Origin of the sequence: Haloarcula terrestris (assembly GCF_031624315.1) — an archaeon.
Classification (GTDB): domain Archaea; phylum Halobacteriota; class Halobacteria; order Halobacteriales; family Haloarculaceae; genus Haloarcula; species Haloarcula terrestris.
Genome location: NZ_JAMQOM010000001.1, coordinates 546594 through 571780, shown reverse-complemented (window position 1 = coordinate 571780; position 25187 = coordinate 546594). Strand labels below are relative to the sequence as shown.

Sequence of the window (25187 nt, the reverse complement as noted above, 5' to 3'; positions counted from 1 at the left end):
CAGTGTTTGCACACTGTCACGGAACGAGTCGCTTTTATCTGCCACGGTCATACCTCAGCCGTGGAACTGCACGTCCGGTACGAGGGTGACGACGATCCCGACAAATGTAGCGCGCGGAAACTGGCCCGGATGGACGAGGCCGAACTCCACCGCGCAACCCGGTCGACGCCGCCCGGCATCGTGCTCAACCCCTTCGCCGAACAGGCGCTGTCTCCCGCGGACCGACCGACCGCCGGCGACGGCGCTCGCCACAGCCGACTGGTCGCGCTCGACTGCTCCTGGGAAACCGCCGAGCGGGAAGCGTTCGATCTCGAAGGCATTCACCGCTCGCTCCCCTTCCTCGTCGCCGGCAATCCGGTCAACTACGGGACCGCCTTTCAGTTGAACACGGTCGAGGCCTTCGCCGGCGCGCTCGTCATCCTCGGAGAGCGCGATCACGCCGAGCGCATCCTCTCGACGTTCTCCTGGGGCCACACCTTTCTGGAACTGAACGCGGAGCCACTGGAACGGTACGCGAACTGCGAGGATTCGAGCGACGTGATCGACGTACAGGACGACTATCTCGCCGAGGAGTAGTCACCGGGGCTCTGCTGGCTTCTCGTGGAGCGGCGCATCACAGTGAGGACAGGCCCGCCGTGCGTGGGCCTCTAACACGTCCTCGATGCGTTCTCCGCATGCTTGACACCGCATACTACTAGTTAGTATTCGAACAATATTGTAGCTTCGCCTTCACGTCTAAGGGCGCTTACGAAAACTCCGTTCCGATGCCGCTCGGGGCCGCTGGCGGGGTGAGCGGGCTTGTCGGCAGGTCCACATCCGGGTCGGGGTCGTTGTAGCCACCGGGCGCAACGTCGTTCGGGCCGTCGGGGTAGCACAGCGACGCCAGCGCCTGGATGTGGTCGCGGCCGACGCCGAGTTCGAACTGGCCGCCGCCGTACAGGTCGATGTCGTTGCGCTCGCAGTAGTCGATGGTCGCAAGCACCGATTCGACGGTGCCACAGCGCGAGGGCTTCATGTTGAGCCACGCCGGTTCGAACGGCAGCGCCTCGATGCTCTCGACGCCGGTGATGGGTACGTCCCAGGTCACGCGCGCTTCTTGCCCGTCGAAGATCGACCGGGTCGCCTCGGTCAGGTCGGGGTCCTCGACCAGTGCGTCCGGGAGGCCGTCGACGACGCGGCGATAGAACTCGGGGTCGGCCTCAACATCGACATCCGTCCCCTCGTACAGTCCTTTCAGGTCCAGCACGCGAACGTCGTAGTCGGCCAGGTCGTCGACGAGACCCTCGCTCCAGGACGGCGTGGGGTCGAGTTTGAACGCCAGCTCGCCGTAGCGCTCGCACAGCCTCGCCAGCCGGTCGGCCGTCGGCGGCGCGTCGTCGTCCGGGTTTGAGAGCCGCGTCGAGACGACGAATTGCACCGGGTCGTACTGCCGGCCGAGGGCCGCCCCGAGGTCCGTGTCGGCCTGTTTCAGCGCCAGGTCAAGCGCCGCGCTCTCGAAGCCCCAGCGCCGGTAGTGGCGAAACCGGTCCTCGTCGGGTGGCTCGGGCCACAGGTCGGCCTCGGAAAGCGCCGCCGAGAACGAGTCGACGGTGTACTCGCCGGCCAGCGCGGAGTTCTCGCCCTGCAACGCGTCGGCGTCCTGCAGCGCGTCGTGGGCCTCGGTCGTGTACGTCACGTCTTCGCCGCGGCCGGTCTCGCCAGCCCCCGAGAGGTGGATAACGGTCGTGGCCCGGTCGAACCCGCTGGAGGTCGCCCGCTCCAGCCGCTCGAACGCACAACTCTCGACGGTGACCGACAGGTCCGCCACCTGGTCGTACATACCCGGACTTCGCCGCTCAGGCATCTAAAGGCGGCGGCGACTTGAGATGTCGCTGTGTTCAAACAGCCAGAAAGCCCCTCCCGTGTTGGCTGGCCAGACCGCTACCGGGTGGGACCGTCCGGCTACTGATACTCGAAGCCGATCCGCCACGCGGAGTCCCAGACCGAAACTCAAAGCTTAAACGCGCGCACCGGAAACATCCGCGCATGGCTAGCTTCGAGACTGCGTCCGACCGACTCCTGAACAAGCAGATCTGCATGCGGTGTAACGCGCGGAACCCACAGCGCGCCCAGCAGTGCCGGAAGTGCGGTTACGGCAACCTGCGTCCGAAGGCGAAAGAGACCCGCAGCGCCTGATTTTCGGGATCAATTGCCGCCGGCAACCGGTGGCAGTTCATCGCCAGTTCCTTACCGCCCGGTGTCGCCTTCGTCAGCCGAACGGCCGTCGAGCGTCGCCATACGGACCGACGCGTGCGAGACGATGAGTTCCAGCAGTTTTTCGTCCTCGTCGCCAACGGTCGTGTCGTCCGTTGCGAGCGAGATAACGACCGTCGTCGCATCTTCGTCGTCCAGGACGACCGCCGAGACGCAACCGGCGACGGACTCGGGGAAGTCAACGGGGAACGGCGGGTCGTGGACGGCAATCTCGCCCTGTTGCTGTGTCCGGACCGCCCGCGCGAACGCGCCGACGATGTCGACCGGCGCGGTGCGAACCGTGTTTGCGAGCGCCGCGGAGTTGTCGTCGCTGATGCGGACCACAGCCGTCTCGTCCATGCCGGTCAACGTCCCGAACGCCTCGACGACGAACGCGGCGACGCCGTCGACGCTGGGCGCGCTAGCGATGGCGCGCCCGTAGTTGTTCACGTCCGCCGCCTTCCCGGCGAAGGCCTCGATACGGTCGCGCTCGGCTTCGAGTTCGCGGAGTCGGCCCCGACTCCGGGCGTCGTACAGGCCGACGAGAACGCCGGCAAGCGTACCGACAGTGACGAGGTCCACGGTTAGAAACGACGCTCGGGCAAGCGACCCGGTCGTCACGCGCTGGCTAAACAGTAACAACGCGGCCACAGCAGCGAACGCCACCATCCCACCGGCGGCCCAGGCGGCCACCCGGGACGTGGCCCCCTCGAACGTCGTGTCCCGAGCGAGCCACACGCCAGCGTACGCTACTGCGAGCGCCATGGCTGCGAAGGGGAGCGCATCGACCGCGACCGCCACCGGAATCCGTGTCTGCTGGACCGCGTGGAGAACCTGAATCCCGGCCAGCACGACGCCGAAGAGCGCCAGCGCCGCTCCGGTCACGAGTTGTCGGTTCATGCGCCCGAATATCGTCCTGGTAAGTAGAGCGTTACGCCGCGACGAGCAGTCACTCGTCGGGGTACTTCGGTTCGCGGCGTTCGGCCCGTTCGAGGGCGCGCTCAACGACCTCGCGGACATTGCCGTGAAAGACGCCGCCGTGGCCCGAGTACATGTGTTCGACGCCCTCGGGCATGCGGTCGAGCAGGGTCTCGACGCTCTCGATGAGACGCTCGCGGGACTGGCCGGGGCGGTCGGTGCGGCCGAAGGAGCCGTCGTCGAACGCGCCGTCGTCGTGGACGACCACATCGCCGGAGAACAGCGACGACTCGGAGAGAAGCGAGACGTGGTCGTCGGCGTGGCCCGGGGTGTAGACGACCTCGCATTCCTCGTCGCCGACTGTGAGGGTGTCGCCGTCGCCGAGTTCGTGGTCCCGGCGTGGGTGGGACCCGTACGCGTACAGCGGTGCGTCAAAGGCATCGAGAACGGCGTCGAGTTGCTGGACGTGGTCGCCGTGCTGGTGGGTCAACACGACGGCGTCGAGCGCGTCGGTATGCTCGCGGATTACGTCGACAACGCCGTCCATCGCCCCGGCGTCGACCAGCGTCGTCCGCTCGCCGGTTGCGAGATAGGCGTTACAGGTGAACGTCTCGGCTTCGGCGGTGACGTTGTGAACGTCCATACACGGACCCTGTGGCGCGGTCCGCTTGAGTGTACTGTCCGCTCTCCCGAAACGGAACCCGCCACGCCGTAGGTGTGGGAAATGTATCAATTATCAAATACGATAGCGTCGCCGAGTGATTTTTTACTATGTACGTCATAATTGTACACGTACCATGGGGTTCGGGAGCTACGACGAATCGGAACAAGACAACCAGGAGTACGACACAGATTTCGAGGACGAGGACGGCCTCGATGCTGAAGAAAACGCCCACGAGGGCGATATCGAGTTCGAGTTTACGGCGTCGAACGATGAGCTACTCGATAGACTGGAGGATATCAAAGACAACGAAAACACGTGAAATCCGGGGCACGGGCCCTCGGCGTTGCGGAGTCGTATCGGGACGAAACCAGTCAGTTCGCTGGTGCCGTCGTTCGCGCCAGCCGAGTGGCCGACGGCTTTGTTTTTAGCACGGCAACGGTCGGCGGGAGCGACGCGACCGACACGGTGTGTAGGATGGTCGACCGACTGGACCGCGAGGACATCCGCTACCTGCTCGTGGCGGGTATCGCACCGGCGTGGTTCAACGTGCTCGACCTCCGGCGGATTCACGACTACACCGACCTGCCGGCCGTCTCGGTCACCTTCGAGTCCTCGCCGGGACTGGACGGGGCCATCCGCGAGGCGTTCGATGACCGCGACATCGTGCGGGACCGGCTGGCGACCTACCGCGCCCAGCCGGAGCGCCGACCGGTGTCGGTGAACGACGAGACGGTGTACGTCCGGAGCGTCGGCCTCGATGACAGCGCCGCCGCGGATGTCGTCCGCGCGTTCACGCCGGAGGGCGGCCGTCCGGAGCCGCTCCGAGTCGCCCGGCTGGCGGCGCGGGGCCTTGTGGAGATGGAGTAGCCGACCAGTTCCGAGCGTCCAAGCGGACCGCTGCGTTTGAAACCCCCCAGCGCAAACGACGGGGCATGGAGCAGATGGACGGACTCGATGTCGTCGGCTGTGAGCGCTGTGACGACCTCTGTGACTCGCGTTCGCGGATCGTCAACGGGGTCGGGCCGGCGGACGCGGACCTGCTGTTCGTCGGCGAGGCCCCCGGCGCGAACGAGGACAAACAGGGCGAGCCGTTCGTCGGCCGGAGCGGCGACGTGCTCGACGATGGGTTGCGCGACGCCGGCCTCGACCGCGGCGACGTGCGCATCACGAACTGCGTGCGCTGTCGTCCACCGGACAACCGCGACCCGCGAAACGGCGAACTCGCGAACTGTCGTGACTATTTAGAGACAGAGATCGACCGGGTCGATCCCGAGGTGGTCGTCACGCTCGGGAAAGTCCCGGCCGAACACCTGCTGGAGCGCGACGTGGCCGTCACCGGCGAAGCGGGCGACGTGTTCGACGTTACGGTCGCCGGCCAGCCCCAGCGCGTTCTCGTTTCCGTCCACCCGGCGGCGACGCTGTACGACCCAAGCCAGCGCGAGACGTTCGAGGCGGCGCTTGCGACCGCCGCGGAGTTCACTGACGCCCAGAGCGGCCAGTCGCGACTCGGCGAGTTTTAGAAGCGTCGGACAGTGCGCTCGGGACCGTTAGTTCGCTACGGTGTCCATCGCCTCTGCCTTCGTGTCGACCAGCGAAATGTCAACACCCGGAATATCGCCGACCTGGCTCTTGAGTGCCATCTTCTTGATCCCCTCGGAGACGATGACCCAGTCCGTGATACCGAACTCCTTGCCCACCTCCGCGGCCTCCTTGGCTCGCGTGAACACGTCGTCGTTCAGTGACGCCTCCATCTGGAGATTTGAGATGTGCGTATCGACCGCCGGCTGTGAGGCGAGTTCTTCGAACCGTTCGTTGACTTGTGCGAACGTCTCATCCGTCAGTTCCATTTCTTCGGGGAACTCAGCGATGATAACGTTACCGTCGACATACAGGACCTCTGCAATATCAACCATCAACGGTTGTATGCGGTAGGTGAATAAAACTGGGGTAGGCTATTCTCAGAATTGATATGCACGGTCGCGGGCGGACCTGAGACTGGAGTCGGACCCACGCACCAGCGGAGTCTGTGCCGAACCTTGCGCGAACAGGAAGTCACTTATCGGCCGTCGACGAAAGGAACGGTATGAGTGTGAGACAGACGACCGCGGACGTGGTCGTCGTCGACTACGGACTGGGGAACCTCCGGAGCGTCACGCGCGGCCTTGAGCGGGCCGGCGCTGACGTTACCCTCTCGGAGGACCCCGCGGAGTTCGACGCAGCCGACGGCATCGTCCTGCCCGGCGTCGGGGCCTTCTCCGAGGGGATGGACAACGCCGGCCCGTTCCGCGAGGCGCTGGTCGAACAGGCCGAGGCCGGCACCCCGCTGTTTGGCATCTGCCTCGGGATGCAGATGCTCCTGACGACGAGCGAGGAGGCCGACCACGAGGGACAGGGCGACGCCGAAGGACTGGACCTCATCCCCGGAAAGAACGTCCGGTTCAGCCGCGACCAGACCGTGCCACACATGGGCTGGAACGAACTCGACGTGACGCGGGACCACCCGCTTGTCGAGGGTGTCGACGGGGAGTACGCGTACTTCGTCCACTCCTACTACGCCGTCCCCGACGACGAGAGTGCGACGGTGGCGACGACGGACTACGGGACCGACTTCGCCTCCATCGTCGCCAATGACGCCGGCAACGTCTTCGGTACGCAGTTCCACCCGGAGAAGTCGGGCGAGACGGGGCTGCGTATCCTCCGGAACTACGTCAACTACTGCCTCGACCGCTGAGTTCTGGACTCGGGATTCGTTCGTATGTCTACAGAGGATTCTGTCGTCTTACTCACCGGCGCAGCGTCAGGTATCGGAGCGGCAACGGCGCGGGCGTTCGCCGACGACGGGTGGACCGTCTATGCGACGGACATCGAGAGCGAGTTTCCAGCGGACATCCGCGAGCGCTGTCGCTGTCTCGCACTCGACGTGACCGACGACGCACAGATCGAGGCGGTCATCGACCGAATCATCGAAGAGGCGGGACAGATCGACTGCCTGGTGAACAACGCGGGCTACGGCGTCGCCGGCCCCATCGAGGACGTAGCCAGCGACGCCGTTCGGCAGCAGTTCGACGTGCTGGTCCACGGCCCGCACCGCCTCGCACAGGCAGTACTCCCCAAGATGCGCGAGCACGGCGGGCGCATCATCACAGTCTCCAGCGTGCTGGGCCACACCGCCTCACCCGGACTCGGCGCGTATTCGGCCGGCAAGGCCGCCGTCGAGTCCCTGACCGACGCGCTTCGGATCGAAGTCGCCGGAGAAGACGATATCCACGTCTCGCTGGTCGAACCGGCGTGGGTCGACACCGGCTTCTCCGACAGTGCGCGAGGGAGCCTACCCGACGGGGACCGGATGCCGGCCTACGACCGGACGTACGACGCGCTCGAAACCGGATGGACGCTCACCGGCGGGCCGCTGGCGACGACGCCGGAAACTGTCGCCGCGACGGTCCTCGCCGCAGCAACCGATGCCGCACCCAAGGCCCGCTATCCAGTGGGTGCCTTCGCCACGTTCGTCCGGTGGACCCACTGGCTGCCGGCCCGACTGCAGGACCCGATTCACCGCGGGTTCGGCCGACTGAGTGCGTTCCTTGGGCGGTGGCTGTGACGCGACCGACGGCGACCCCATCGCGAGAGCCAGCATCGACTGGCCCCGAACCTGGGAGCGCCGGGAAACGACCGAGAGCTACGCGGTTCGGGAGGGTCGACTCGAACGGACGCCAGTCGAGTTCCAGGGGAAACTGGGGGTTGCACCGCTGAGCAAACGCGTCGAGGTTGACCTGGGCGACCACGAGCGGGCTGACACGCTCCGCTCGCTGGATCTCGGCACCCGGTCAGTGCTTCGGTTCTCGCTGGCGGGCCAGATTACGTACGGCGCTGGACGACCAGTGGGGCGGTAGCGGGGCGGTACAGTAGGAGGAGAGGCGGAAACGATACCAGTAGCACAGGAGAACAATGGCTGAGCGATTCGGAAACTGTGGTGCAAGTATACCGCGCGCCGACGGCGCGCGGTTTCACGCGAATCGCGGAGCGATTCGCGCCTTTTTCGCCCACGTTTTTCAAGGAGTGGTTCGAGCGCGCTCGGAGAGCGCGACTCGAACCCGACGCTGAAAAAGGTGGTCTAGAGGAACTCTCGGACCTCCGAGTACCACATGTCGTGGTCGTCGACGGCGTCGATGGCTTCGGCGATGCGAACGGCGATGGCGTGCCAGCAGAGCTGGTCGGGGTCCTCGGGGTCGAGGTTGTACTCGCTGTCGGCGCAGGTGCAGCCGCCGTCCTCGACGATGTACTCGTCGTCGTGGCCGACGACGACGGTGAAATCGCGGTACTGCTTGACGCGGCTCTCGCCAACAGCTTCGATGGCCTGGTGGCCGCGATCATCGTGCACGTCGACGATAGCCGACACTGCATCGGGGGTCAGCTCCCCGGCGGCTTCGAGGTCGGCCACCCACTCCTCGACTGCGGTCACAACCATGCTACGGAAAGGGGTGACAAAACGGCGTCGGCTTCAGCAGCCACGTCCCGGCAGCCGACAGGGGAAGTTATCAATGCTTGTACTGTGCCCAGAAGGATAAACACGGAGTACAGATTTGTTCCGGCATGGACCTCGACCTCCCGTGGCTGGCGCTTGGCTCGTTCGCCTCGGGGGTCGGATCGCTGTACCTGCTGGCACAGCTGCGGACGCACTGGGACAAGCCCGGCGCGCGGTGGTTCGTGGCGACCATCGTTACGCAGACAGTCTGGTGTTTCAGCTACGGCGCGGCGCTGCTGGTATTTGACCCGACGCTCCGCCTCGCGCTGGAGATGGTGTCCTGGCTGGGGATCATCTGGATCGGGTTCTGTTTCCTCTCGTTCGCGCTGGGATACACCGGCCGGACGAACGTGCTCGAAAGCACCTGGTATCGCGGACTTGCGGTGCTGCCGCTCGCCGGCACGGCCCTCGTCGTCACGAATCCGATCCACACCGTGATCTGGCGGGGGTTCCAGATCGTGCCGACCGCCGGCAGCGCCGGGGCCGAGTACGCCGTCTTGCCGGCGGGGCTGCTCATCATTATCGTCGCAATGCTGTTCGTCAGTTTCGGGACCTTGCTGGTGTTCGATACAGTCGTCAGCTACGGCCCGCTGTATCGGAGCGAGGCGCTGGCGGTCGGCCTGAGTCCGATACCGCCCGGCGCTGCGGTGTTGCTGTGGGCTGGCGGCATCGGGCCGATGCCAACAGTGAACCTGACGACGCTGCTGTTCCTGCCCCACGTCGCACTGGACCTGTACGCGTTCGTTCGCAGCGACATGTTCGAGTTCCACCCGGCGACTCGCCGGGCCGGCGAGCGGGCGGCCATCCACGACATCGCCACGCCGGTCGCCATCGTCGACGAGCAGGGCCGCATCGTGAACCTCAACCCCGCCGCAGAACGGATGCTCGCCGTCGACAAGCATGCGGCGCTGACGAAGTCACTGAACGGGTTCCTGTCCGGTGACGACATCGCCCCCGACGGCGGGAGTTCGCGGGTGACCATCGAGACCGGTGGTCGACACCGCGAGTTCAAGGTCCGACAGACGGCGCTGCGCGACGAGGCCGGCACGCAGTTGGGATACACGGTCGTCTTTCAGGACATCACCGACGAGATCCGCCGCGAGCGCCGCCTCGAAGTGCTCAATCGCTTCCTCAGGCACAACGTCCGCAACGAGAGCGTCGTCATTCAGGCCCGGGCGGAGCTGCTCGCGGGGGAACTCGACGGCGAGCAGGCCGACCACGCGGCGACCATCGAGCGGTCGGTCAATCGCCTGGTCGAATCCGGCCAGAAGGCTCGGACGCTCTCCGAAGCAGGCTCTGACGATGCCGGTCTCGAATCCGTCGCGCTTCCCGACCTCGCCGCCGAAGTCGTAGCGACCGCCCGCGACGAGTACGGCGGCTCGGTCACCATCGAGATGCCCGACGCACTCCGACTGACGACCCAGCCCGCGCTGCTTGAGATTCTGCTTGCGAATCTCGTCGAAAACGCCCTCCAGCACGTCCCGGACGCCGCCGTCACCGTTAGTGCGACAATCGACGGCGACGATGTCGTCCTGATCGTCAGCGACAACGGCCCCGGGGTTCCGGAACACGAACTCGGCGTACTGGAACGGGGCCGGGAGACGGACCTGAACCACGGCAGCGGCATCGGCCTCTGGCTCGTCCGCTGGACGACCACGACGCTTGAGGGCGACCTCGCGTTCGATACGAGCGACGGGACGACGGTGACCGTTCGACTACCCCGGGAACGGACAGCCGCCGAGACAGCGTGAACAGGGCAATTGCGGAGACAGCCGGCCTGCCGACCGGACCGAAAGGGGCGAGACGCTGGGCGTTCGTAACCGTAGCCGGGATAGTATCATCCGACGCAAGTCCGAACCGCTCAAGTACCGCAGTCGCCTCTAGACGACTGTGTCACAGCAGGCCGCACAGGTAGAGACGCTGTTCCTCCACGAACACGGCGAGGAGTTCCGCGTCGTCGCCCAGCGGGACGGCGACCGGCTCTTCCACGGCATCCTCGAACTCAAGGAGACCGACGCCGGCCCCCGCCCGCGTCGCCTCCGGATCAAGGACGGGACCAGCGAGGAGCTTCGCTCCCCCGACCAGTTCGTCGAGATCGCCCGCCGTGCGGCCCGCATTCGCATCTCCGAGCAGACTGCCCCGCTCGCTCGCGAACGCATCCGCGAGATGCTCGACGCGTACCAGATCGAGGCAAAGGTCGTCCGGTCCTGCCGACTGTGTGCCTCCGACGGGCGCTACTCGCCGATCACGAGTGAGACGGCCATCGAAGCCGACGACGAGACCATCTGCCCGGAGTGCGCTCGCCAGCAGCTCGACCGCGAACTCGCCTTCAAAGGGAGTATCAGCGGCGACGCCCGCGACCGGCTCGAAGACCTTCTGCTCGAAGTGCAGGACCTCGACCGCGTGACGAACCTCCTGTCGGGCCAACTGGACCCGGACCTGACGAAGTTCGACGAGATTTCGGCCACCGTCGACGAGGTCGACCCCGTTCGGGTGGATTCGCTTGACCTCCATCCCGGCATGCAGGAGCATCTCGAATCCCGGTTCGAGACCTTGCTGCCGGTCCAGAGCCTCGCCGTCGAGCACGGGGCAACCGAGGGCCGCGACCAGTTGGTCGTGAGCGCGACGGCGACGGGGAAGACGCTCATCGGCGAGATGGCCGGCATCGACCGCGTCCTGAACAACAAGGGGACGATGCTGTTTCTCGTCCCGCTGGTCGCACTTGCGAACCAGAAGTACGAGCAGTTCCAGGACCGCTACGGCGACATGGTCGACGTGTCGCTGCGCGTCGGCGCGAGCCGCATCGCCGACGAAGGCGGTCGCTTCGACCCCGAGGCCGATGTCATCGTCGGGACCTACGAGGGGATCGATCACGCGCTCCGGACCGGCAAGGATCTCGGCACGGTCGGCACCGTCGTCATCGACGAGGTCCACACGCTCGGCGAGGACGAGCGGGGCCACCGGCTCGATGGCTTGATTTCCCGGCTGAAGTATTACTGTGAATCCGGCGGCGCGCCCGACAGCGGCGACACGCAGTGGATCTACCTCTCGGCGACGGTCGGCAACCCCGGACAGTTGGCCGACCAGCTCCGGGCGACGCTTATCGAGTTCGAGGAGCGGCCGGTCCCTATCGAACGGCACGTCACGTTCGCCGACGGCCGCGAGAAAATCGAGACGGAGAAGAAGCTCGTCAAGCGGGCCTTCGACAACAAATCCAGCAAAGGCTATCGCGGCCAGACCATCATCTTCACCAACTCCCGGCGGCGTTGTCACCAGATTTCACGGAAGCTGGAGTACAGCTCCGCGCCGTACCACGCCGGACTGGACAACCGGAAGCGCCAGCGGGTCGAGCGGCAGTTCGCCGACCAGGACCTCGCAGCGGTCGTCACGACGGCGGCGCTGGCCGCCGGGGTGGACTTCCCGGCTTCGCAGGTCATCTTCGACTCGCTGGCGATGGGGATCGAGTGGCTCACCGTCCAGGAGTTCAGCCAGATGCTCGGCCGGGCCGGCCGCCCGGACTACCACGACAAAGGGACCGTCTACATGCTGGTCGAACCGGACTGTTCGTACCACAACAGCATGGAGATGACCGAGGACGAGGTGGCGTTCAAGCTCCTGAAAGGCGAGATGGAGCCGGTCATCACCCGCTACGACGAGGGCGCGGCCGTCGAGGAAACGCTGGCGAACGTCACCGTCGCCGGCAAAGAGGCCAAGCGGCTCAACGACCGGATGGTCGGTGAAGTACCGACCAAGCACGCGCTGGGGAAACTGCTTGAGTACGAGTTCATCGACGGCCTCTCGCCGACGCCGCTCGGCCGGGCCGTGACACGGCACTTCCTCGCACCGGACGAGGCGTTCCAGTTGCTCGACGGCATCCGCAAGGGGCAACATCCCTACGAAATCGTCGCCGACATGGAACTGCGCGACGAGCACTAGCGGGGATCGTCCCACAGACCTGTCGGCCGAGTATCCTTTCGGCGTACATTCTTGTAGCGGCACGTACTTCCGGTGTCCATGGGCCTGTTCGATACGATCCGTCGCGCCGTCGGTGGCGATGCCTCGTCGACCGACGGAGACGAGCAGGCGGCCGGGGACGACCGGCCGTCAGACGACGGGCCGGAACTGCTTGATACGGCGACGCTCGACCCGGAAACCTTCCGCGAGTACGCCGAGCGCGTCGTCGAGGGCGCGGACCCGCTGACATTCGATCCCGATGCGCTCGCGCGCCTCGATACGGCTATCGAGGAGAGTTACGACGGCAAAACCGCGGGCGACGACGCGGATGTGACGACCTACACCGAGAACACGGTTCGGTTCGGGAGCTATCTCGGTGAACTCCTCGTCCGGGCGTACGACGGCGAGTGGGTCCAGTCAGACGGCCGGTGGGGCGTCGCCGTTGCCGGCCCGGACGACGAGGTGGGCGTCGCGGTGTTCGACGTGGCCGCGCGCTCGTTCGGCGGCGAACCGGTGTTTGCGGCCGTCGTGACGCGTCTGGAGTCCGACCTGGCACTCGATACCGTACAGGAGAGCGACGGCGATGACCAAGCGGGGCCGGACAGAGAGATGGAGACGGACGAGACCGACGCCGACAGCGCCGTCTCCGAGCCGACGCGGGTCGTTCGCCGCGTCGACGACGGACAAGCCGACGAGCCTGCCGACGCCTCCGAACCGACGGCGACAGACGAGCAAGCGGAGGCGGCTACCACCGACACCGATGCTTCGGAACCGTCTCAGGATATCGAGACAGAGCCGACCCGCGTTGTCCGCCGAGTCGAACCCGAATCGGACGGCGACGACCGGCCCGAGGACACTGCTCCCACGCCCGTCGTCAGTCGGGTCACGGAGGACGAAATGCCGTCGGCCGACGGTTCGGACGCTGAGAGCGATGGGGATGCAGATCCCGATACGGTTGGTTCAGCTGCCGACGACATCGAACCATCGGGTGCTGAAACCGCCGGCGAGGAATCGACTGGCGACTCGGACGACGCGGAGACTGCCGAACAGTCTCCCGATGACACTGCCGGCGAGGAATCACCGGGTGTGGCGCCAGCTACGGAGTCAGCAGCCGATGTCTCTGACGATGAATCGGCTGCCAACGCGGCCGACGCTGCCGAGCCGACTGCCGATGAGACCGCTGAGACAGCCACGGACGACGACGGGGCTACTGAGACCGACGACCCAGAGCGGGCCTTGGAAGGGGTCACAGCGGACCCATCGGACGCAGCGCCGGCACCTGAGACACCGCCCGAGGAGCCAGCCGACGGATTCCGCGGCGAGGACCGAGCTATCGACACAACTGCTGGGGAAGCGACGACCGACACAGCCGACGATGGGGCGGCCGAAGAACCCGCTGACGACGAATCGGCGCTCGCTGGCTCGCCGGCTGAGTCATCGACCGAAGTTCCAGACTCGGACTTGGAGCCGGCCGCAGAAACCGACGGTGCCGACTCGGCTACAGACACGAGGGACGCGGCGAGGACTGCCGATGCGACGGAGCCGGACAACGCACCGGCAGCCGTTGACACCGCCGAAGCGGCGTCCGACACGGAGGAACCGTCGGCTGGCGATTCCGCCGCTCCATCCCCTACCGACGACAGTGCTATGCCCGACAGCAGCGAGCAGCCAGCGCCACCGGACACCGGCGACGAAACGGCTGCTACCGTGACTCCTGACGACAGCGAGCGGTCCGACCCACCTGGCGGCGATTCGACGGGCCAGTCGTGGGACCCCGGAACCACCCGGGCAGAACACGCCGAGACCGCCGTCGAGTTCGCCGATTTCTGGGGCGAGCACGGTCTGGATTTCTCGCCGGCCTCGCTTTCGCGCCTCGACGATCTGGTCGATGCAGAGTGGGACGACGAGCGCTTCGCCGAAACGACGTTCGGGAGCGACGACTCCTTTGACGACCGCGCGTTCACGAGCGTCGTACGGGAACTGGGCGGCTACTTCGGGGAGGTCCTCGTCCGGCAACTCGGCGGTGAATGGACCGACGAGACGGACCACGAGGCGGCCGTCATCGTCGGCGGCCCGGCCGGACAGTTCGCCGTCCCCGTCTTCGATGTCGCGATCACGTCCCTCAGAAAGCAGGCGGTGTTCGGCCGGAGTTACGACGCTCTGCTCGGAGACCTTGGACGCGACGGGCCGACGCGGTGAGCGACATGACTCCGGCGCGGGTCCTCGCTGTTGTTAGTCAGATCGGGCCAGGATCGACGTGCTCCCACACTCGGGACATTCGTCGTGGTCCGCATAGAGGAGCGTGTCACACTCGAGACACCGGTGGGTGGCTTCGTCGTCCGAGGCGTTCCCGACCTCCTGTTTCAGCTCCTCGACTTTGCGGCCGAGGTCGTTGAAGAGGCTCATTACTGCTCGTTCGGTCCGCAGGGGGATAAACGTCGGCTGCCAGCGGCGGGCTGTGAACCGCCACCGCTCGCAAACGACCCATCCTTTTGTCACTGGGGGCGCAGGTGCCAGACGTGTCGCTGCCACCTGTCACGCCGGGGATGTTGTTCGTGTTCGCGGTCATCGTCGCTGCGCTGGTGCTGTTTGCGACAGAGGCGCTACCCGTCGACGTGACCGCCATCGGCGTCATGGTTTCCTTGATGTTGGCCGAACCGGTGACGATGCTCGCGGCCGATGTCGGGCTGCTTGCTGAGCCGGTGTACGTGTTACATCAGGCTGGCGACGGAGTTTCGCCGCTGGACCGCGGGCTCTCTGGCTTTGCCTCGACAGCGACGATAACGGTGCTTGCGATGTTCATCCTCTCCGACGGCGTCCAGCGGACCGGCATCGTCCAGATTCTCGGTGCGAAAATCGCCTCGCTGACCGGAGACAGCGAAACGAAACAGCTCAGTGCGACCGTCGGGCTGGTCGCGCCAATCTCCGGGTTCATCAACAACACCGCCGCCGTCGCCATCCTCCTTCCGATGGTGACCGATATCGCGCACAAAGGGAAGCTCTCCCCCTCGAAACTCCTCTTGCCGCTGTCGTATGCCTCGATGTTCGGCGGGATGCTGACGCTCATCGGCACCTCGACGAACATCCTCGCCTCGCAGCTCTCGGCGGAACTGATCGGTCGCCCGTTCAGCATGTTCGAGTTCACGCAACTCGGGATCATCGTGACCATCGTCGGGACGATCTACCTACTCACCGTCGGACGCTATCTGGTCCCGTCGCGTATCGCGGCCAAAGAGGACCTCACCGAGGAGTTCGAGATGGGCGAGTATCTCACCGAGGTCGTCGTCCGCGAGGACTCCCCGCTCATCGGGCAGACTGTCGAGGAGGCGCTCAGGGTCTCTGAGTTCGACGTGGACATCGTCCAGTTGGTCCGCGAGAAACGCACGTTCCTCGAACCGTTCGGCCAGAAAGCGATTCGGGCCGGCGACGTATTCGCCGTTCGGACGGGCCGGGACACGCTCGTCGACCTCCTCGATGTCGAAGGGCTGGACGTGATTCCCGAAGTCGAGGTCGACGACGCGGAACTGGAGACCGCAGACGAGCGCACGAACCTCGTCGAGGTCGTCGTCGCCCCCGGGTCGGCGCTCATCGGCGAGACGCTCGTCTCCACGAACTTCCGCCAGCGCTACGACGCGACGGTGCTTGCGCTTCGCCACGGCCAGGAACTCTACCGCCAGCGGATGGACCACGTCACACTCCGCATCGGCGATACGCTCCTGGTGCAGGCCACCCCTGAGAGCATCGAGCGACTTAACCGCAACAACGACTTCATCGTCGCCCAGGAGGTCCAGCGGCCGGACTTCCGGCGGTCGAAGATCCCCGTCGCGGTCGGTATCGTCGCCGCCGTCGTCGGCGTTGCGGCGCTGACACCCATCCACATCGTCATCTCGGCGCTCGGCGGCGCGCTCGCGATGGTCCTCACCCGCTGTCTCCGCCCGCAGGAACTGTACGACGCCGTCCAGTGGGACGTGATCTTCCTCCTTGCCGGCGTTATCCCGCTGGGCATCGCGCTCCAGGAGACCGGCGGTGCCGACCTGCTCGCCGAGTTGTTCGTCATGGGTGCCGGCAGCGTCCTCACCGCCGGCGGCGGCCTCGCCGTCGTCCTCGGACTGATGTACCTCGTCACGGCGCTGTTGACGAACATCATCTCGAACAACGCCTCCGTGGTCCTGATGATCCCCGTCGCCATCGAGACCGCCCAGCAACTGAACGCCAACGCCTTCGCGTTCGTCCTCGCCGTGACTTTCGCCGCCTCGACGGCGTTCATGACGCCGGTGGGCTACCAGACGAACCTCCTCGTCTATGGTCCTGGCGGCTACCGCTTCACCGACTATCTGCGGGTCGGCGCGCCGCTCCAGGCCGTCTTCGCCGTCGTGACGACACTCGGCATCGCGTACTTCTGGGGCCTCGCTCCCGCATGACACGGGCGGTTCGCAACGAAACGCTTTACTCGCTGTCGGGTCGAGTGGGTGATACGGGATCGTGGGGTAGCTTGGTAACCTTCGGGCCTTGGGTGCCCGCGCCCCTAGTTCAAATCTGGGCGATCCCATCGCGTTTTCTCCGACCACCGTTCGACCAGTCGCATCCCTCTGCTCACCCCTTCGTTTCGCAGCCGACTCGACTGCCGTCTCCCGACCCGATGGGTCGGCGCTTCAGTTCCACCCCGGTTTGCGAACCTTCTTAGGCCAGTGGGCATAACCACTGTCCACTCAGATGGCGACCGCCGAGAACACCGAACTCATCGACCGCTTCGAGGAGTTCTACCGCAACTACTACCGCAACGAGATCGGTGAACTCGCCCAGAAATATCCCAACGACCAGAAGTCGCTGTACATCGACTGGGACGACCTCTATCGCTTCGACCCGGACCTGGCCGACGACTACCGCACGAAGCCCGAGCAGATTCAGGAGTACGCCGAGGAGGCCCTGCGACTGTACGACCTCCCCGTCGACGTGTCGCTCGGGCAGGCCCACGTCCGCGTCCGGAACCTCCCCGAATCGGAGGACATCCGCGACCTGCGCCACGAACACCACGGTAATCTCGTCGCTATCCGGGGCATTATCCGGAAAGCGACCGACGTGCGGCCGAAGGTCATCGAGGCGGCCTTCGAGTGTCAGCGCTGTGGCACGCTCACGCGCATCCCCCAGACCGCCGGCGACTTCCAGGAACCCCACGACTGCCAGGGCTGTGAACGCCAGGGGCCGTTCCGGCTCAACACCGACCAGTCCCAGTTCATCGACGCCCAGAAGCTCCGCGTGCAGGAGTCCCCCGAGGGACTGCGCGGCGGCGAAACGCCCCAGTCTATCGACATCAATATCGAGGACGACATCACCGGCCACGTCACCGCTGGCGACCACGTCCGCGTGACCGGGGTTCTCAAGCTCGACCAGCGGGGCAACGACAACGAGAAGTCCCCGATGTTCGACATCTACATGGAGGGCGTCAGCGTCGAAATCGAGGATGAGCAGTTCGAGGACATGGAGATCACCGACGCCGACAAGAAAGAGATCGTCGAACTCTCCAACGAAGCCGACATCTACGACAAGATGGTCGGGGCTATCGCGCCCTCCATCTATGGCTACGAGAAGGAGAAGCTCGCGATGATGCTCCAGCTCTTTTCGGGCGTGACCAAGGAGCTTCCTGACGGTTCACGGATACGTGGCGACCTCCATATGTTGCTGATAGGAGACCCAGGAACAGGGAAATGCGTCCGTGGTGATACGCGGGTGACACTTGCAGACGGCCGCGAACGGCCGATACGAGAGGTCGTCGAATCGAACTTAGATGATCCCAAACCAGTCGACGACGGGGTGTGGGACACTGTTGATTTCGATGTCCCGTCACTCCAACCCGATGGAACAATAGCCACCCAAAACGCGACCAAGGTCTGGAAGCGCGACGCACCGGAGACGCTGTATCGGATACGAACCACGACCGGTCGTGAACTCGATGTAACTCCGTCACATCCACTGTTCGTCCAATCTGACGGCCGGTTCCAGGCCAGGAAAGCCGAGACATTAGAGAGCGGGACACACATCGCAGTTCCACGGAAGCTGTCCACAGATGCATGTGACGAACTGGATGTCACGTTCCGGCAATCACAGGCCCACAACAGAATCGATCTTGAGCTTCCAGGGCAGTGGACGCCCGAACTGGCCCGGCTGATCGGATATATTGTTGCCGAGGGGTACGTCGAACAGCGTCCGGATAACACAGGGTATGTTTCGATAACCAATAACGACCGCGAAGTGCTCGATGACGCGAAATCCGTTCTGGAGACACTGAATCTCAACGTTACAGAACGAGAGTCACACGAGGGGAAGACTGCCCGCGAACTGTCGTGCTCGGCAGGCGAATTCGTGAGCTTCCTCGCATCTCTGGACGAAACGTTGCTCGCGTCATCGGCTGAGAGACGTGTTCCGCCAGACATCATGCGTGCGAGCGACGAGGTTGTCATCGGATTCGTTCGAGGATATATCGAGGGAGAGGGACACGTTTCGACATCACAGCGGGAGATTACCGTTGCTTCGATGAGTAAACCGCTGCTGGAAGACGTTCGAACCCTGCTCGTCACACAGGGAATTACGGCACAGCTCCAACCCCGGAACAACGGCAGCTATCGGCTTCGAATCTCCGGGAACTCCGTCCACGACTACGCCGAAAAGATCGGGTTTGTTACAGAGCGAAAGACCGAGGCATGCCAGCTATTCGAGGGCACACGCGGAAATACGAACCTCGATACTGTCCCCAATCTAGGTCCGGAGCTCCGTCGCATCCGGGAGGCACTCGGACTGACACAATCCGAGTGCGGCCTTCCGCGTTCGACGTACCAACACTACGAGCGGGGACGCCGAAACCCGAGCCGCGACAGTCTCGAATCGGTTCTCGACACGTTCCAGACGCGACTGGCCGAAATGGACAGTGACACGCCACTCAGCGACACTGCGGTTAGCGACGGAGGCGGAACGGGTTCACTCCGGCGAGACTTGGATGCACTCACTGCACTCGTCGAAGGTGATATCGCATGGGACCGGATCGAATCGATAGAACCCGTCGAACACGATGAGAAGTGGGTCTACGACCTCGAAATCGAGGGCACACACAACTACCTCACTAACGGCGTTGTCTCGCATAACTCCCAGATGTTATCATATATCGAGAATATCGCGCCACGCTCTGTCTACACCTCAGGCAAAGGGTCGTCGAGTGCGGGCCTTACCGCTGCGGCTGTTAGAGACGACTTCGGCGACGGCCAGCAGTGGACGCTGGAAGCGGGCGCGCTCGTGCTCGCCGACCAGGGGATCGCCGCTATCGACGAACTCGACAAGATGAGTCCGGAGGACCGGTCCGCGATGCACGAAGCTCTGGAGCAACAGCGTATCAGCGTCTCGAAGGCCGGAATCAACGCGACGCTCAAATCCCGCTGTTCGCTGCTGGGCGCGGCCAACCCCAAGTACGGCCGCTTCGACCAGTACGAACCTATCGGGGAGCAGATCGACCTCGAACCGGCGCTCATCTCCCGGTTCGACCTCATCTTCACCGTGACGGACAAGCCCGACGAGGAGAAAGACCGCAACCTCGCCGAGCACATCATCCAGACCAACTACGCCGGCGAACTCCACACCCACCGGACGGAGAACCCGACCTCGAACTTCAGCGAGGAGGAGGTCGGCACTGTCACCGAGGAGGTCGCGCCGACCATCGAACCGGACCTCCTCCGGAAGTACGTCGCCTACGCCAAGCGGAACTGCTTCCCGACGATGACGGAGGAGGCAAAGAGCCGTATCGAGGACTTCTACGTGGACCTGCGGATGAAGGGGCAGGACGAGGACGCGCCAGTACCGGTCACCGCCCGGAAACTGGAGGCGCTGGTCCGGTTGGCAGAAGCGTCAGCCCGGATTCGGCTGTCGGACACCGTCGACGAGGCCGACGCCGACCGCGCAGTCGACATCGCCCACTACTGCCTGAAGGAGATCGGCGTCGATCCCGAGACCGGTGAGTTCGACGCCGACGTGGTCGAGACGGGGCAGTCCAAGACCCAGCGCGACCGTATCCAGAACATCAAGGGCATCATCGCGGACATCGAGGACGAGTACGACGAGGGCGCGCCCGCCGACGTGGTCATCGAGCGCGCCGAGGAGGTCGGTATCGACGAGTCCAAGGCCGAACACGAGATCGACAAGCTGAAACAGAAAGGCGAGGTGTACGAGCCTCGGACGGACCACCTCCGGACGACCTGAGATGGACCGGATCTCCGCGCTCCGCAACATCGAGGCGGCCCTGGCCGAGTTCGAGGCCGGGTCGCAGTCGCTAGCTGACCTCGAACGGGACGTTCGCGGAACGTTGCGGACCTACGCGACCGAGTTCGAGGGTGACCTCCAGGCCTACCGGGCCAGTGGCGGGGACGCCGTGGACGGGCTCGTCGTCCTCGCGCCGTCCGAGACAGCGGCCCGCGACCGGGTGCGGGACCTCGTCTCAGACCCCGGGGAATTCACCGTCGCGGCCGTCGAATAGGATTTTTCCGCTGTGGTCGCTGTCGGTATGCCCCGTATAATATTCTGCCCCGGTCCTAACTGCTGAGTTCGGGTGGTACCTTATTTTCTGTCACACACCACTATACATTCACACTAGATCTCATTCAATTCAGTAAAATTTTATAGTAATAATAACAACCATCAGCCAGTGCTACTCGTCGTTACCTACTCCCGGGCGGCACGCACGGACCTGCGGAACATCTGTCGTGCCCACGACTGTGTCGTTCGACAGTTCGGGAGAGCGGCGCTGTTCTCCGGAACCGAGTTCGGGGCCTTCCAGGCGCTCCGACTCCATGAGAAACACGGGCTAGATGTGCAGATCGAACACGTCGAGCCGTTCGAGCCGACGGATGTCCCGGAACACGTCCGCGAAGCGGCCGAACGCTACGAGGGACGGGAGGAACCGGCGACGCCCTACGAGCGGTTCGCGTCGGGGCGTGACCTCCCGGACCCGGACCAACTCCGAGGCGTCGATCTGTGAAGCTCCGCGTCACTGAAACCACGTACGCGGGTGCTGTCGTCGATCTCCGGACACGCACAGTCGACGGCAGCGCTATCGCCGCGAGTATCCGTGGGCAACGAACCCTCCCGATCGTTTCCTGTCCGGAGCCGCCGTCCGTGTACGCCTACGCCGGCCACGTCCACCCGTCGATGGGACTGCGAACGCGGACCGCGCTCGCGGCCGCCGCTCGGTCACTGGGGCACGAGACGCCCCAGGACGACACCATCGCCGACTGCCGGGAGCGACTGGCTTCCCTCGATTGTTCGTCACCAGACCTCCCCGAGCCGGTCGATCCGGTGTCGGACGCGACTATCGACGGCCTGCAGGAAGCGGTCGCCACCCACCGCGGCCGCCTCACCGCTCGGCAGGCGGTCGGTGCGGACGATGGGGCCGTACAGGCCGACCTCCGGGACACAGCGACGGAACTGAGTGAGCGGGAGACGCGTCGGGCCGCGGCCAGGGAGACCCGCGAACTCCGGCGCGAGCGGGCCCGTGCCTACCGCGACACGCTAGAGGAGCGGCGACAGCTTTCCGACGAGTTGGCCAACCGCCGGCGGCGCGCGCGGGCGACCCTCGTCGACCGCCTCTCCGATGCGTTCGCTCGGGCCATCGAAACCGTTCCGGGACGAGTGCCCAGCGATCCGTTTGACGCCGACCCGGTAACGGCCGCGCTGGCCGTCCTCCGGCTTGCCCGAACACCGGCACCAGTCGTCCTCGAAACGGACCGGTTCAGTTCACCGACGGCTGCGTCGGACTGCCTGGATGCGCCTATCATCCGCTGCTGAGTTTTAAATCGGAAGGGCGGGCCACCGTCCCTATGGTTACCTTCGACTGTCGCGCCGAGCGAGTCGACGGCGTGACGCTCGTCACGGCGACCGTCGGCGACATGGCCGAACCGACTCGGATCACCGTCCAGAACTGCCTCGACGGCCCCGTCTGGCCACCGAGACAGCAGGGTGTTCCCGAAGCCGGCTGGACCGAGGACGGCTTCGACGGCGTCGTTGGCCCAGGAACACACGCACTCGGGTATGCGACGCCGGCTCCCCCGGCCGACCAGCCGGCGGCGCTGATCGGGGCCGAGCCCGCCCCTGAAGAGGCCCCAGCCGACCAGCGACTCGACTCCGAGGACGCTGTGGTCCGGGAACTCGGTGACCCGTCGCCGCCTGCGGACGCAGTGCCTGTGGGCCAGCCGGCGCAGGCGACTGCTCCCGCGGGTCGTCAGCCGGACATACCCGCAGTCGAATGGGACAACAGGAGGGAAGACCCGCGGCCAGCGGCCGGCCAGCCGCCAGCCGGGTCAGGGGCTGCTTCCGCTCGACAGTCGAAACAGCAACTTCCCGATACGGTCTTACAGTGGCTCGATACCGTTGCTCGGCGCATCGACCGTGCCGAGCGGCTGGACGGGGCGGACTCCCTGTCGGCGGCGACGGCTGCGGTTCGCGCGGCGGGCGGTCTGTCGGGCGTCCGGACAGTCGCCACACGCGCAGAGACGGACGAGCAGATGCTCCGGGCACTGGCCCGCCGGGCCGAACGGCTCGCGGACCGACGGGCGGCCGCCACGGTGCCGACCGAGACGCTGTCCCGTCTCGCATGATTCTGGCGGTCACCGGCGGCAAGGGCGGCGTCGGCAAATCGACCATCGCGTACAACCTCGCGGCGGAACTCGACGCGCTCGAACGGCCTGACAGCAGTCTCTCGCTCCCGAACACGAACCCGGGGAGCGTCGTCGTTGACGGCGACCTCGGGATGGCGGACCTGCCGTCCAGTCGCGGGCCCGACCTGCACGACGTGCTTGCCGACCGCGCCGACCCGCACGAAGCGATCCGCGATGATGGCCCCGTGACCGTCGTTCCCTGCGGCCGGACGCTGGCCGGCGCTCGAAGCGCCGATCTGCAGGCCCTCACGGACGTATTCGCCGCGCTGGAGCGGACCTACCGCTGGGTCGTCGTGGACTCACCGGCCGGTCTGCACGCCGATGTCGGCCTGCCCCTCGCAGCCGCCGACGCCGCGCTCCTCGTGACGACGCCGGAGAGCGCAGCACTTGCGGATGCGCTTCGGGTCCGGGCGCTGGCCCGTGAACTCGACGCCGGACTCTGCCGGGTCGTCCTCAACCGGACCGGTCCGAACCCCGCGACCAGGGCCGTCGCGGACCGGTTCGGTGCGCCGGCCGTCGCGGTTCCCGAGAGCGAGCCGCTGGCGACGGCACAGACCCATGGACAGCCGCTTCGAGAAACAGCGCCGGACGCGCCAGCGAGACAATCGCTCGAAACGCTTGCCGACGCGGTTTATTCCTGTAGCTCGGTGTAGGTCCCACGCAACGTGACCGGCGTCACGTCCGCCGTCTCCGCCGCCTCGGCCTGCGTCAGCGCGACATCCTCCTCTTGGGCCGCAGTGTAGAGACACGCCGCTGCGACGCCGGCTGGATTGCGGCCGCTGACGAGGCCGCGGTCCTGTGCCTCGTCGACGAGCCGCTCCGCGCGCTGGCGGACCGCCGTCGGCAGGTCCAGCGTCGTCGCAAACCGGGGCACGTACTCGCGCGGGTCTATCGGGCCGGTCGGCAGCCCGAGTTCTCTGTTCAGGGCGTCATAGGCCGCACGAAGCTCCGCTCGGGTCGCCTTGGCGACGGTACAGAGTTCGTCGACGGTCCGGGCGACGCCCTCGGTCCGGCAGGTGGCGTAGACGGCCGCGGCCGCGAACCCCTCCAGCGTCCGTCCCTGCAGCAGGTCCTCGCTCTGTGCGGACTCGAACAGCACGCAGGCCCGATCCCGGATCGCGTCCGAGAGGGCCATCGACCCAATGATGCGCCGGATTTCGGTGAAGGCGTACACCTTGTTGCGCTCACGTTTCGAGCTGATCTGTGCGCGGTTGTGCTCGCGGCGGAGCCGGGCGAACTGCCGGCGTTTGCGCCCTTTCAACCGCGTCGACCGGCCGATCTTCGTCGAAAGGCCGCGGTCGTGGCGCGACCGCGTCAGCGGCGCGCCCGTACGTGCCCGGTTGGTGTCCTCGTCGTCGAAGGACCGCCACTCCGGTCCGGGGTCGATGGCGTCCTCGCCGACGACCAATCCACAGCTGCCACAGACCGATTCGACGCCCTGCTGTTTGACCGATCCGTTACACTCCGGACATTGCGTCACCGTCGTGCTCATGTTTCCATCTACGCCTGGATGGAGGGTTAAAAACCCGATGCAGCAACGGGTTTTCGGGCGGTTTCCGGTGAAACCGCCTACCGGTAACCGGTAGGTAGTTATCGGAATGAAAGGCAGGGGCTGTCGAGATACCGACACCATTAAATTCCACTGATGAAAAACAAATTTTAATGGCGCTGTCAGATATTGCTTCCGGCGTCGAGGTCACGACGCACCAGCGTGACCGCGGCGTCGCTGCTGTCGACGAGACGGACGCGCCGCTCTCGGAGCGGTTGGCTCCGGTCGCCGACGAGCTGCCGTGTTCGACGGCGACGGCGGCGACCGTCGTCGAGGCCTACGCGGCCGGCAAGAGTGTCGGCGACGCGGGCCGTGCCGCCGGTGTTGCGCCCGTGACCGCCGCCAAGACGCTCCATCTGGTGGGGGAGCAAGTGTCGCCGGTCGGTCCGCAGGGCCGTGAGATCATCGCCGATTGGCTTGCCGGAGCGCTCTCACGGAGCGACGCAATCGCGCTGGCCGGTGTCACTGAACAGGAGTTTGCCCTGGCTGCGTACATCGAGACTCACGAGCCGGTGCCTGCGGCCCGCGATGCGGTGGAAGGGGCGCTTACGACCGAGGACCGGGACCCGTTAGGGGAGACGATGAGCGACATCGGCGAGCTACTGTGAGCGTGTATGAATTGCTTTCTCGGCGATGTCGGGAGTGAGCGACATC

At 65.5% G+C, this 25187-nt stretch carries 26 protein-coding genes and 1 tRNA gene; 20 read left to right on the top strand and 7 right to left on the bottom strand.

Annotated features, from left to right (window positions below; all coding sequences use genetic code 11):
• Positions 1 to 60: 60 nt before the first annotated feature.
• A complete protein-coding gene (locus NDI54_RS03075; protein WP_310895007.1) occupies positions 61 to 576 on the top strand; it encodes a DUF367 family protein in 516 nt (171 codons plus the stop codon).
• Positions 577 to 745: 169 nt separating this feature from the next.
• On the opposite strand, the gene NDI54_RS03070 is transcribed toward NDI54_RS03075, so the two are convergent.
• Complete coding sequence (locus tag NDI54_RS03070; protein ID WP_310895006.1) at positions 746 to 1819, bottom strand: enolase-like domain-containing protein; 1074 nt, start codon at positions 1817 to 1819, stop codon at positions 746 to 748.
• 206 nt (positions 1820 to 2025) lie between these two features.
• Between NDI54_RS03070 and NDI54_RS03065 the strand changes: the two genes are divergently transcribed.
• On the top strand, positions 2026 to 2175 hold the full coding sequence (locus NDI54_RS03065) for a 50S ribosomal protein L40e (protein ID WP_004960523.1): 150 nt from the start codon (positions 2026 to 2028) through the stop codon (positions 2173 to 2175).
• A gap of 51 nt (positions 2176 to 2226) precedes the next feature.
• On the opposite strand, the gene NDI54_RS03060 is transcribed toward NDI54_RS03065, so the two are convergent.
• Positions 2227 to 3132: a hypothetical protein gene (locus tag NDI54_RS03060; protein ID WP_310895005.1), complete on the bottom strand. Its 906-nt coding sequence runs from the start codon at positions 3130 to 3132 to the stop codon at positions 2227 to 2229.
• A 49-nt stretch (positions 3133 to 3181) separates the two neighbouring features.
• Positions 3182 to 3793, bottom strand: a complete 612-nt coding sequence (locus NDI54_RS03055) for an MBL fold metallo-hydrolase (RefSeq protein ID WP_310895004.1) — start codon at positions 3791 to 3793, stop codon at positions 3182 to 3184.
• Positions 3794 to 3947: 154 nt separating this feature from the next.
• Here NDI54_RS03055 and NDI54_RS03050 point away from each other — a divergent pair, with 154 nt between their 5' ends.
• The 3 genes from NDI54_RS03050 (at position 3948) to NDI54_RS03040 (ending at position 5334) form a co-directional block, all read left to right on the top strand.
• The gene (locus tag NDI54_RS03050) at positions 3948 to 4133 is read left to right on the top strand and encodes a DUF5786 family protein (protein ID WP_137683272.1); all 186 of its coding nucleotides are present in this window, start codon (positions 3948 to 3950) and stop codon (positions 4131 to 4133) included.
• On the top strand, positions 4130 to 4681 hold the full coding sequence (locus tag NDI54_RS03045) for an endonuclease dU (RefSeq protein WP_310895003.1): 552 nt from the start codon (positions 4130 to 4132) through the stop codon (positions 4679 to 4681). The genes NDI54_RS03050 and NDI54_RS03045 overlap by 4 nt, the downstream gene beginning before the upstream one ends.
• Before the next feature lie 65 nt (positions 4682 to 4746).
• The gene (locus tag NDI54_RS03040) at positions 4747 to 5334 is read left to right on the top strand and encodes a uracil-DNA glycosylase (RefSeq protein ID WP_310895002.1); all 588 of its coding nucleotides are present in this window, start codon (positions 4747 to 4749) and stop codon (positions 5332 to 5334) included.
• A gap of 27 nt (positions 5335 to 5361) precedes the next feature.
• Here NDI54_RS03040 and NDI54_RS03035 read toward each other — a convergent pair whose 3' ends face one another.
• Complete coding sequence (locus tag NDI54_RS03035) at positions 5362 to 5727, bottom strand: hypothetical protein (protein WP_310895001.1); 366 nt, start codon at positions 5725 to 5727, stop codon at positions 5362 to 5364.
• A gap of 170 nt (positions 5728 to 5897) precedes the next feature.
• Between NDI54_RS03035 and hisH the strand changes: the two genes are divergently transcribed.
• Genes hisH through NDI54_RS03020 form a run of 3 tightly spaced genes read left to right on the top strand, consistent with a single transcriptional unit; the run spans position 5898 to position 7707 of the window.
• Positions 5898 to 6545, top strand: a complete 648-nt coding sequence (gene hisH / locus NDI54_RS03030) for an imidazole glycerol phosphate synthase subunit HisH (RefSeq protein ID WP_310895000.1) — start codon at positions 5898 to 5900, stop codon at positions 6543 to 6545.
• Positions 6546 to 6569: 24 nt separating this feature from the next.
• A complete protein-coding gene (locus NDI54_RS03025; RefSeq protein WP_310894999.1) occupies positions 6570 to 7415 on the top strand; it encodes an SDR family oxidoreductase in 846 nt (281 codons plus the stop codon).
• Positions 7399 to 7707, top strand: a complete 309-nt coding sequence (locus NDI54_RS03020; RefSeq protein WP_310894998.1) for a hypothetical protein — start codon at positions 7399 to 7401, stop codon at positions 7705 to 7707. Before NDI54_RS03025 ends, NDI54_RS03020 begins: the two co-directional genes overlap by 17 nt.
• Positions 7708 to 7928: 221 nt before the next feature.
• Here NDI54_RS03020 and NDI54_RS03015 read toward each other — a convergent pair whose 3' ends face one another.
• The gene (locus tag NDI54_RS03015; protein ID WP_310894997.1) at positions 7929 to 8282 is read right to left on the bottom strand and encodes a hypothetical protein; all 354 of its coding nucleotides are present in this window, start codon (positions 8280 to 8282) and stop codon (positions 7929 to 7931) included.
• A gap of 125 nt (positions 8283 to 8407) precedes the next feature.
• On the opposite strand from NDI54_RS03015, the gene NDI54_RS03010 reads away from it, so the two are divergent.
• The 3 genes from NDI54_RS03010 to NDI54_RS03000 all read left to right on the top strand — a co-directional run bounded on the left by NDI54_RS03010 (position 8408) and on the right by NDI54_RS03000 (position 14492).
• Positions 8408 to 10090 (top strand): histidine kinase N-terminal 7TM domain-containing protein, encoded by a 1683-nt coding sequence (locus tag NDI54_RS03010; protein ID WP_310894996.1) that lies wholly within the window; start codon positions 8408 to 8410, stop codon positions 10088 to 10090.
• Between the two features lie 139 nt (positions 10091 to 10229).
• Entirely contained in the window at positions 10230 to 12275 is a 2046-nt protein-coding gene (locus NDI54_RS03005; RefSeq protein ID WP_310894995.1) for a DEAD/DEAH box helicase, read from the top strand.
• A 78-nt stretch (positions 12276 to 12353) separates the two neighbouring features.
• Complete coding sequence (locus NDI54_RS03000; protein ID WP_310894994.1) at positions 12354 to 14492, top strand: midas domain-containing protein; 2139 nt, start codon at positions 12354 to 12356, stop codon at positions 14490 to 14492.
• Positions 14493 to 14525: 33 nt separating this feature from the next.
• Here the strand turns inward: NDI54_RS03000 and NDI54_RS02995 are convergent, their stop codons facing one another.
• Positions 14526 to 14699: a hypothetical protein gene (locus tag NDI54_RS02995; RefSeq protein ID WP_310894993.1), complete on the bottom strand. Its 174-nt coding sequence runs from the start codon at positions 14697 to 14699 to the stop codon at positions 14526 to 14528.
• Positions 14700 to 14839: 140 nt separating this feature from the next.
• Here NDI54_RS02995 and NDI54_RS02990 point away from each other — a divergent pair, with 140 nt between their 5' ends.
• From NDI54_RS02990 to NDI54_RS02955, 8 genes are all read left to right on the top strand, one after another.
• Entirely contained in the window at positions 14840 to 16714 is a 1875-nt protein-coding gene (locus tag NDI54_RS02990; protein WP_310895144.1) for an SLC13 family permease, read from the top strand.
• A 55-nt stretch (positions 16715 to 16769) separates the two neighbouring features.
• Positions 16770 to 16842 (top strand) — tRNA-Pro (locus NDI54_RS02985).
• 164 nt (positions 16843 to 17006) lie between these two features.
• On the top strand, positions 17007 to 20534 hold the full coding sequence (locus NDI54_RS02980) for an LAGLIDADG family homing endonuclease (protein ID WP_310894992.1): 3528 nt from the start codon (positions 17007 to 17009) through the stop codon (positions 20532 to 20534).
• Position 20535: 1 nt separating this feature from the next.
• Positions 20536 to 20808, top strand: a complete 273-nt coding sequence (locus NDI54_RS02975; RefSeq protein WP_310894991.1) for a DUF7854 family protein — start codon at positions 20536 to 20538, stop codon at positions 20806 to 20808.
• Positions 20809 to 20976: 168 nt separating this feature from the next.
• Complete coding sequence (locus NDI54_RS02970) at positions 20977 to 21309, top strand: DUF7855 family protein (RefSeq protein ID WP_310894990.1); 333 nt, start codon at positions 20977 to 20979, stop codon at positions 21307 to 21309.
• Positions 21306 to 22115 carry a DUF7856 family protein gene (locus NDI54_RS02965; protein WP_310894989.1) on the top strand — a complete coding sequence of 270 codons (810 nt, stop codon included), beginning with the start codon at positions 21306 to 21308 and terminating at the stop codon, positions 22113 to 22115. Before NDI54_RS02970 ends, NDI54_RS02965 begins: the two co-directional genes overlap by 4 nt.
• Positions 22116 to 22147: 32 nt before the next feature.
• Complete coding sequence (locus NDI54_RS02960) at positions 22148 to 22924, top strand: DUF7857 domain-containing protein (protein WP_310894988.1); 777 nt, start codon at positions 22148 to 22150, stop codon at positions 22922 to 22924.
• Positions 22921 to 23637, top strand: a complete 717-nt coding sequence (locus NDI54_RS02955) for a MinD/ParA family ATP-binding protein (protein ID WP_310894987.1) — start codon at positions 22921 to 22923, stop codon at positions 23635 to 23637. Before NDI54_RS02960 ends, NDI54_RS02955 begins: the two co-directional genes overlap by 4 nt.
• On the opposite strand, the gene NDI54_RS02950 is transcribed toward NDI54_RS02955, so the two are convergent.
• Positions 23616 to 24476: a transcription initiation factor IIB gene (locus NDI54_RS02950; protein ID WP_310894986.1), complete on the bottom strand. Its 861-nt coding sequence runs from the start codon at positions 24474 to 24476 to the stop codon at positions 23616 to 23618. The genes NDI54_RS02955 and NDI54_RS02950 overlap by 22 nt on opposite strands.
• A 170-nt stretch (positions 24477 to 24646) precedes the next feature.
• On the opposite strand from NDI54_RS02950, the gene NDI54_RS02945 reads away from it, so the two are divergent.
• Positions 24647 to 25141 (top strand): DUF7858 family protein, encoded by a 495-nt coding sequence (locus NDI54_RS02945; RefSeq protein WP_310894985.1) that lies wholly within the window; start codon positions 24647 to 24649, stop codon positions 25139 to 25141.
• Positions 25142 to 25187 lie beyond the last annotated feature (46 nt).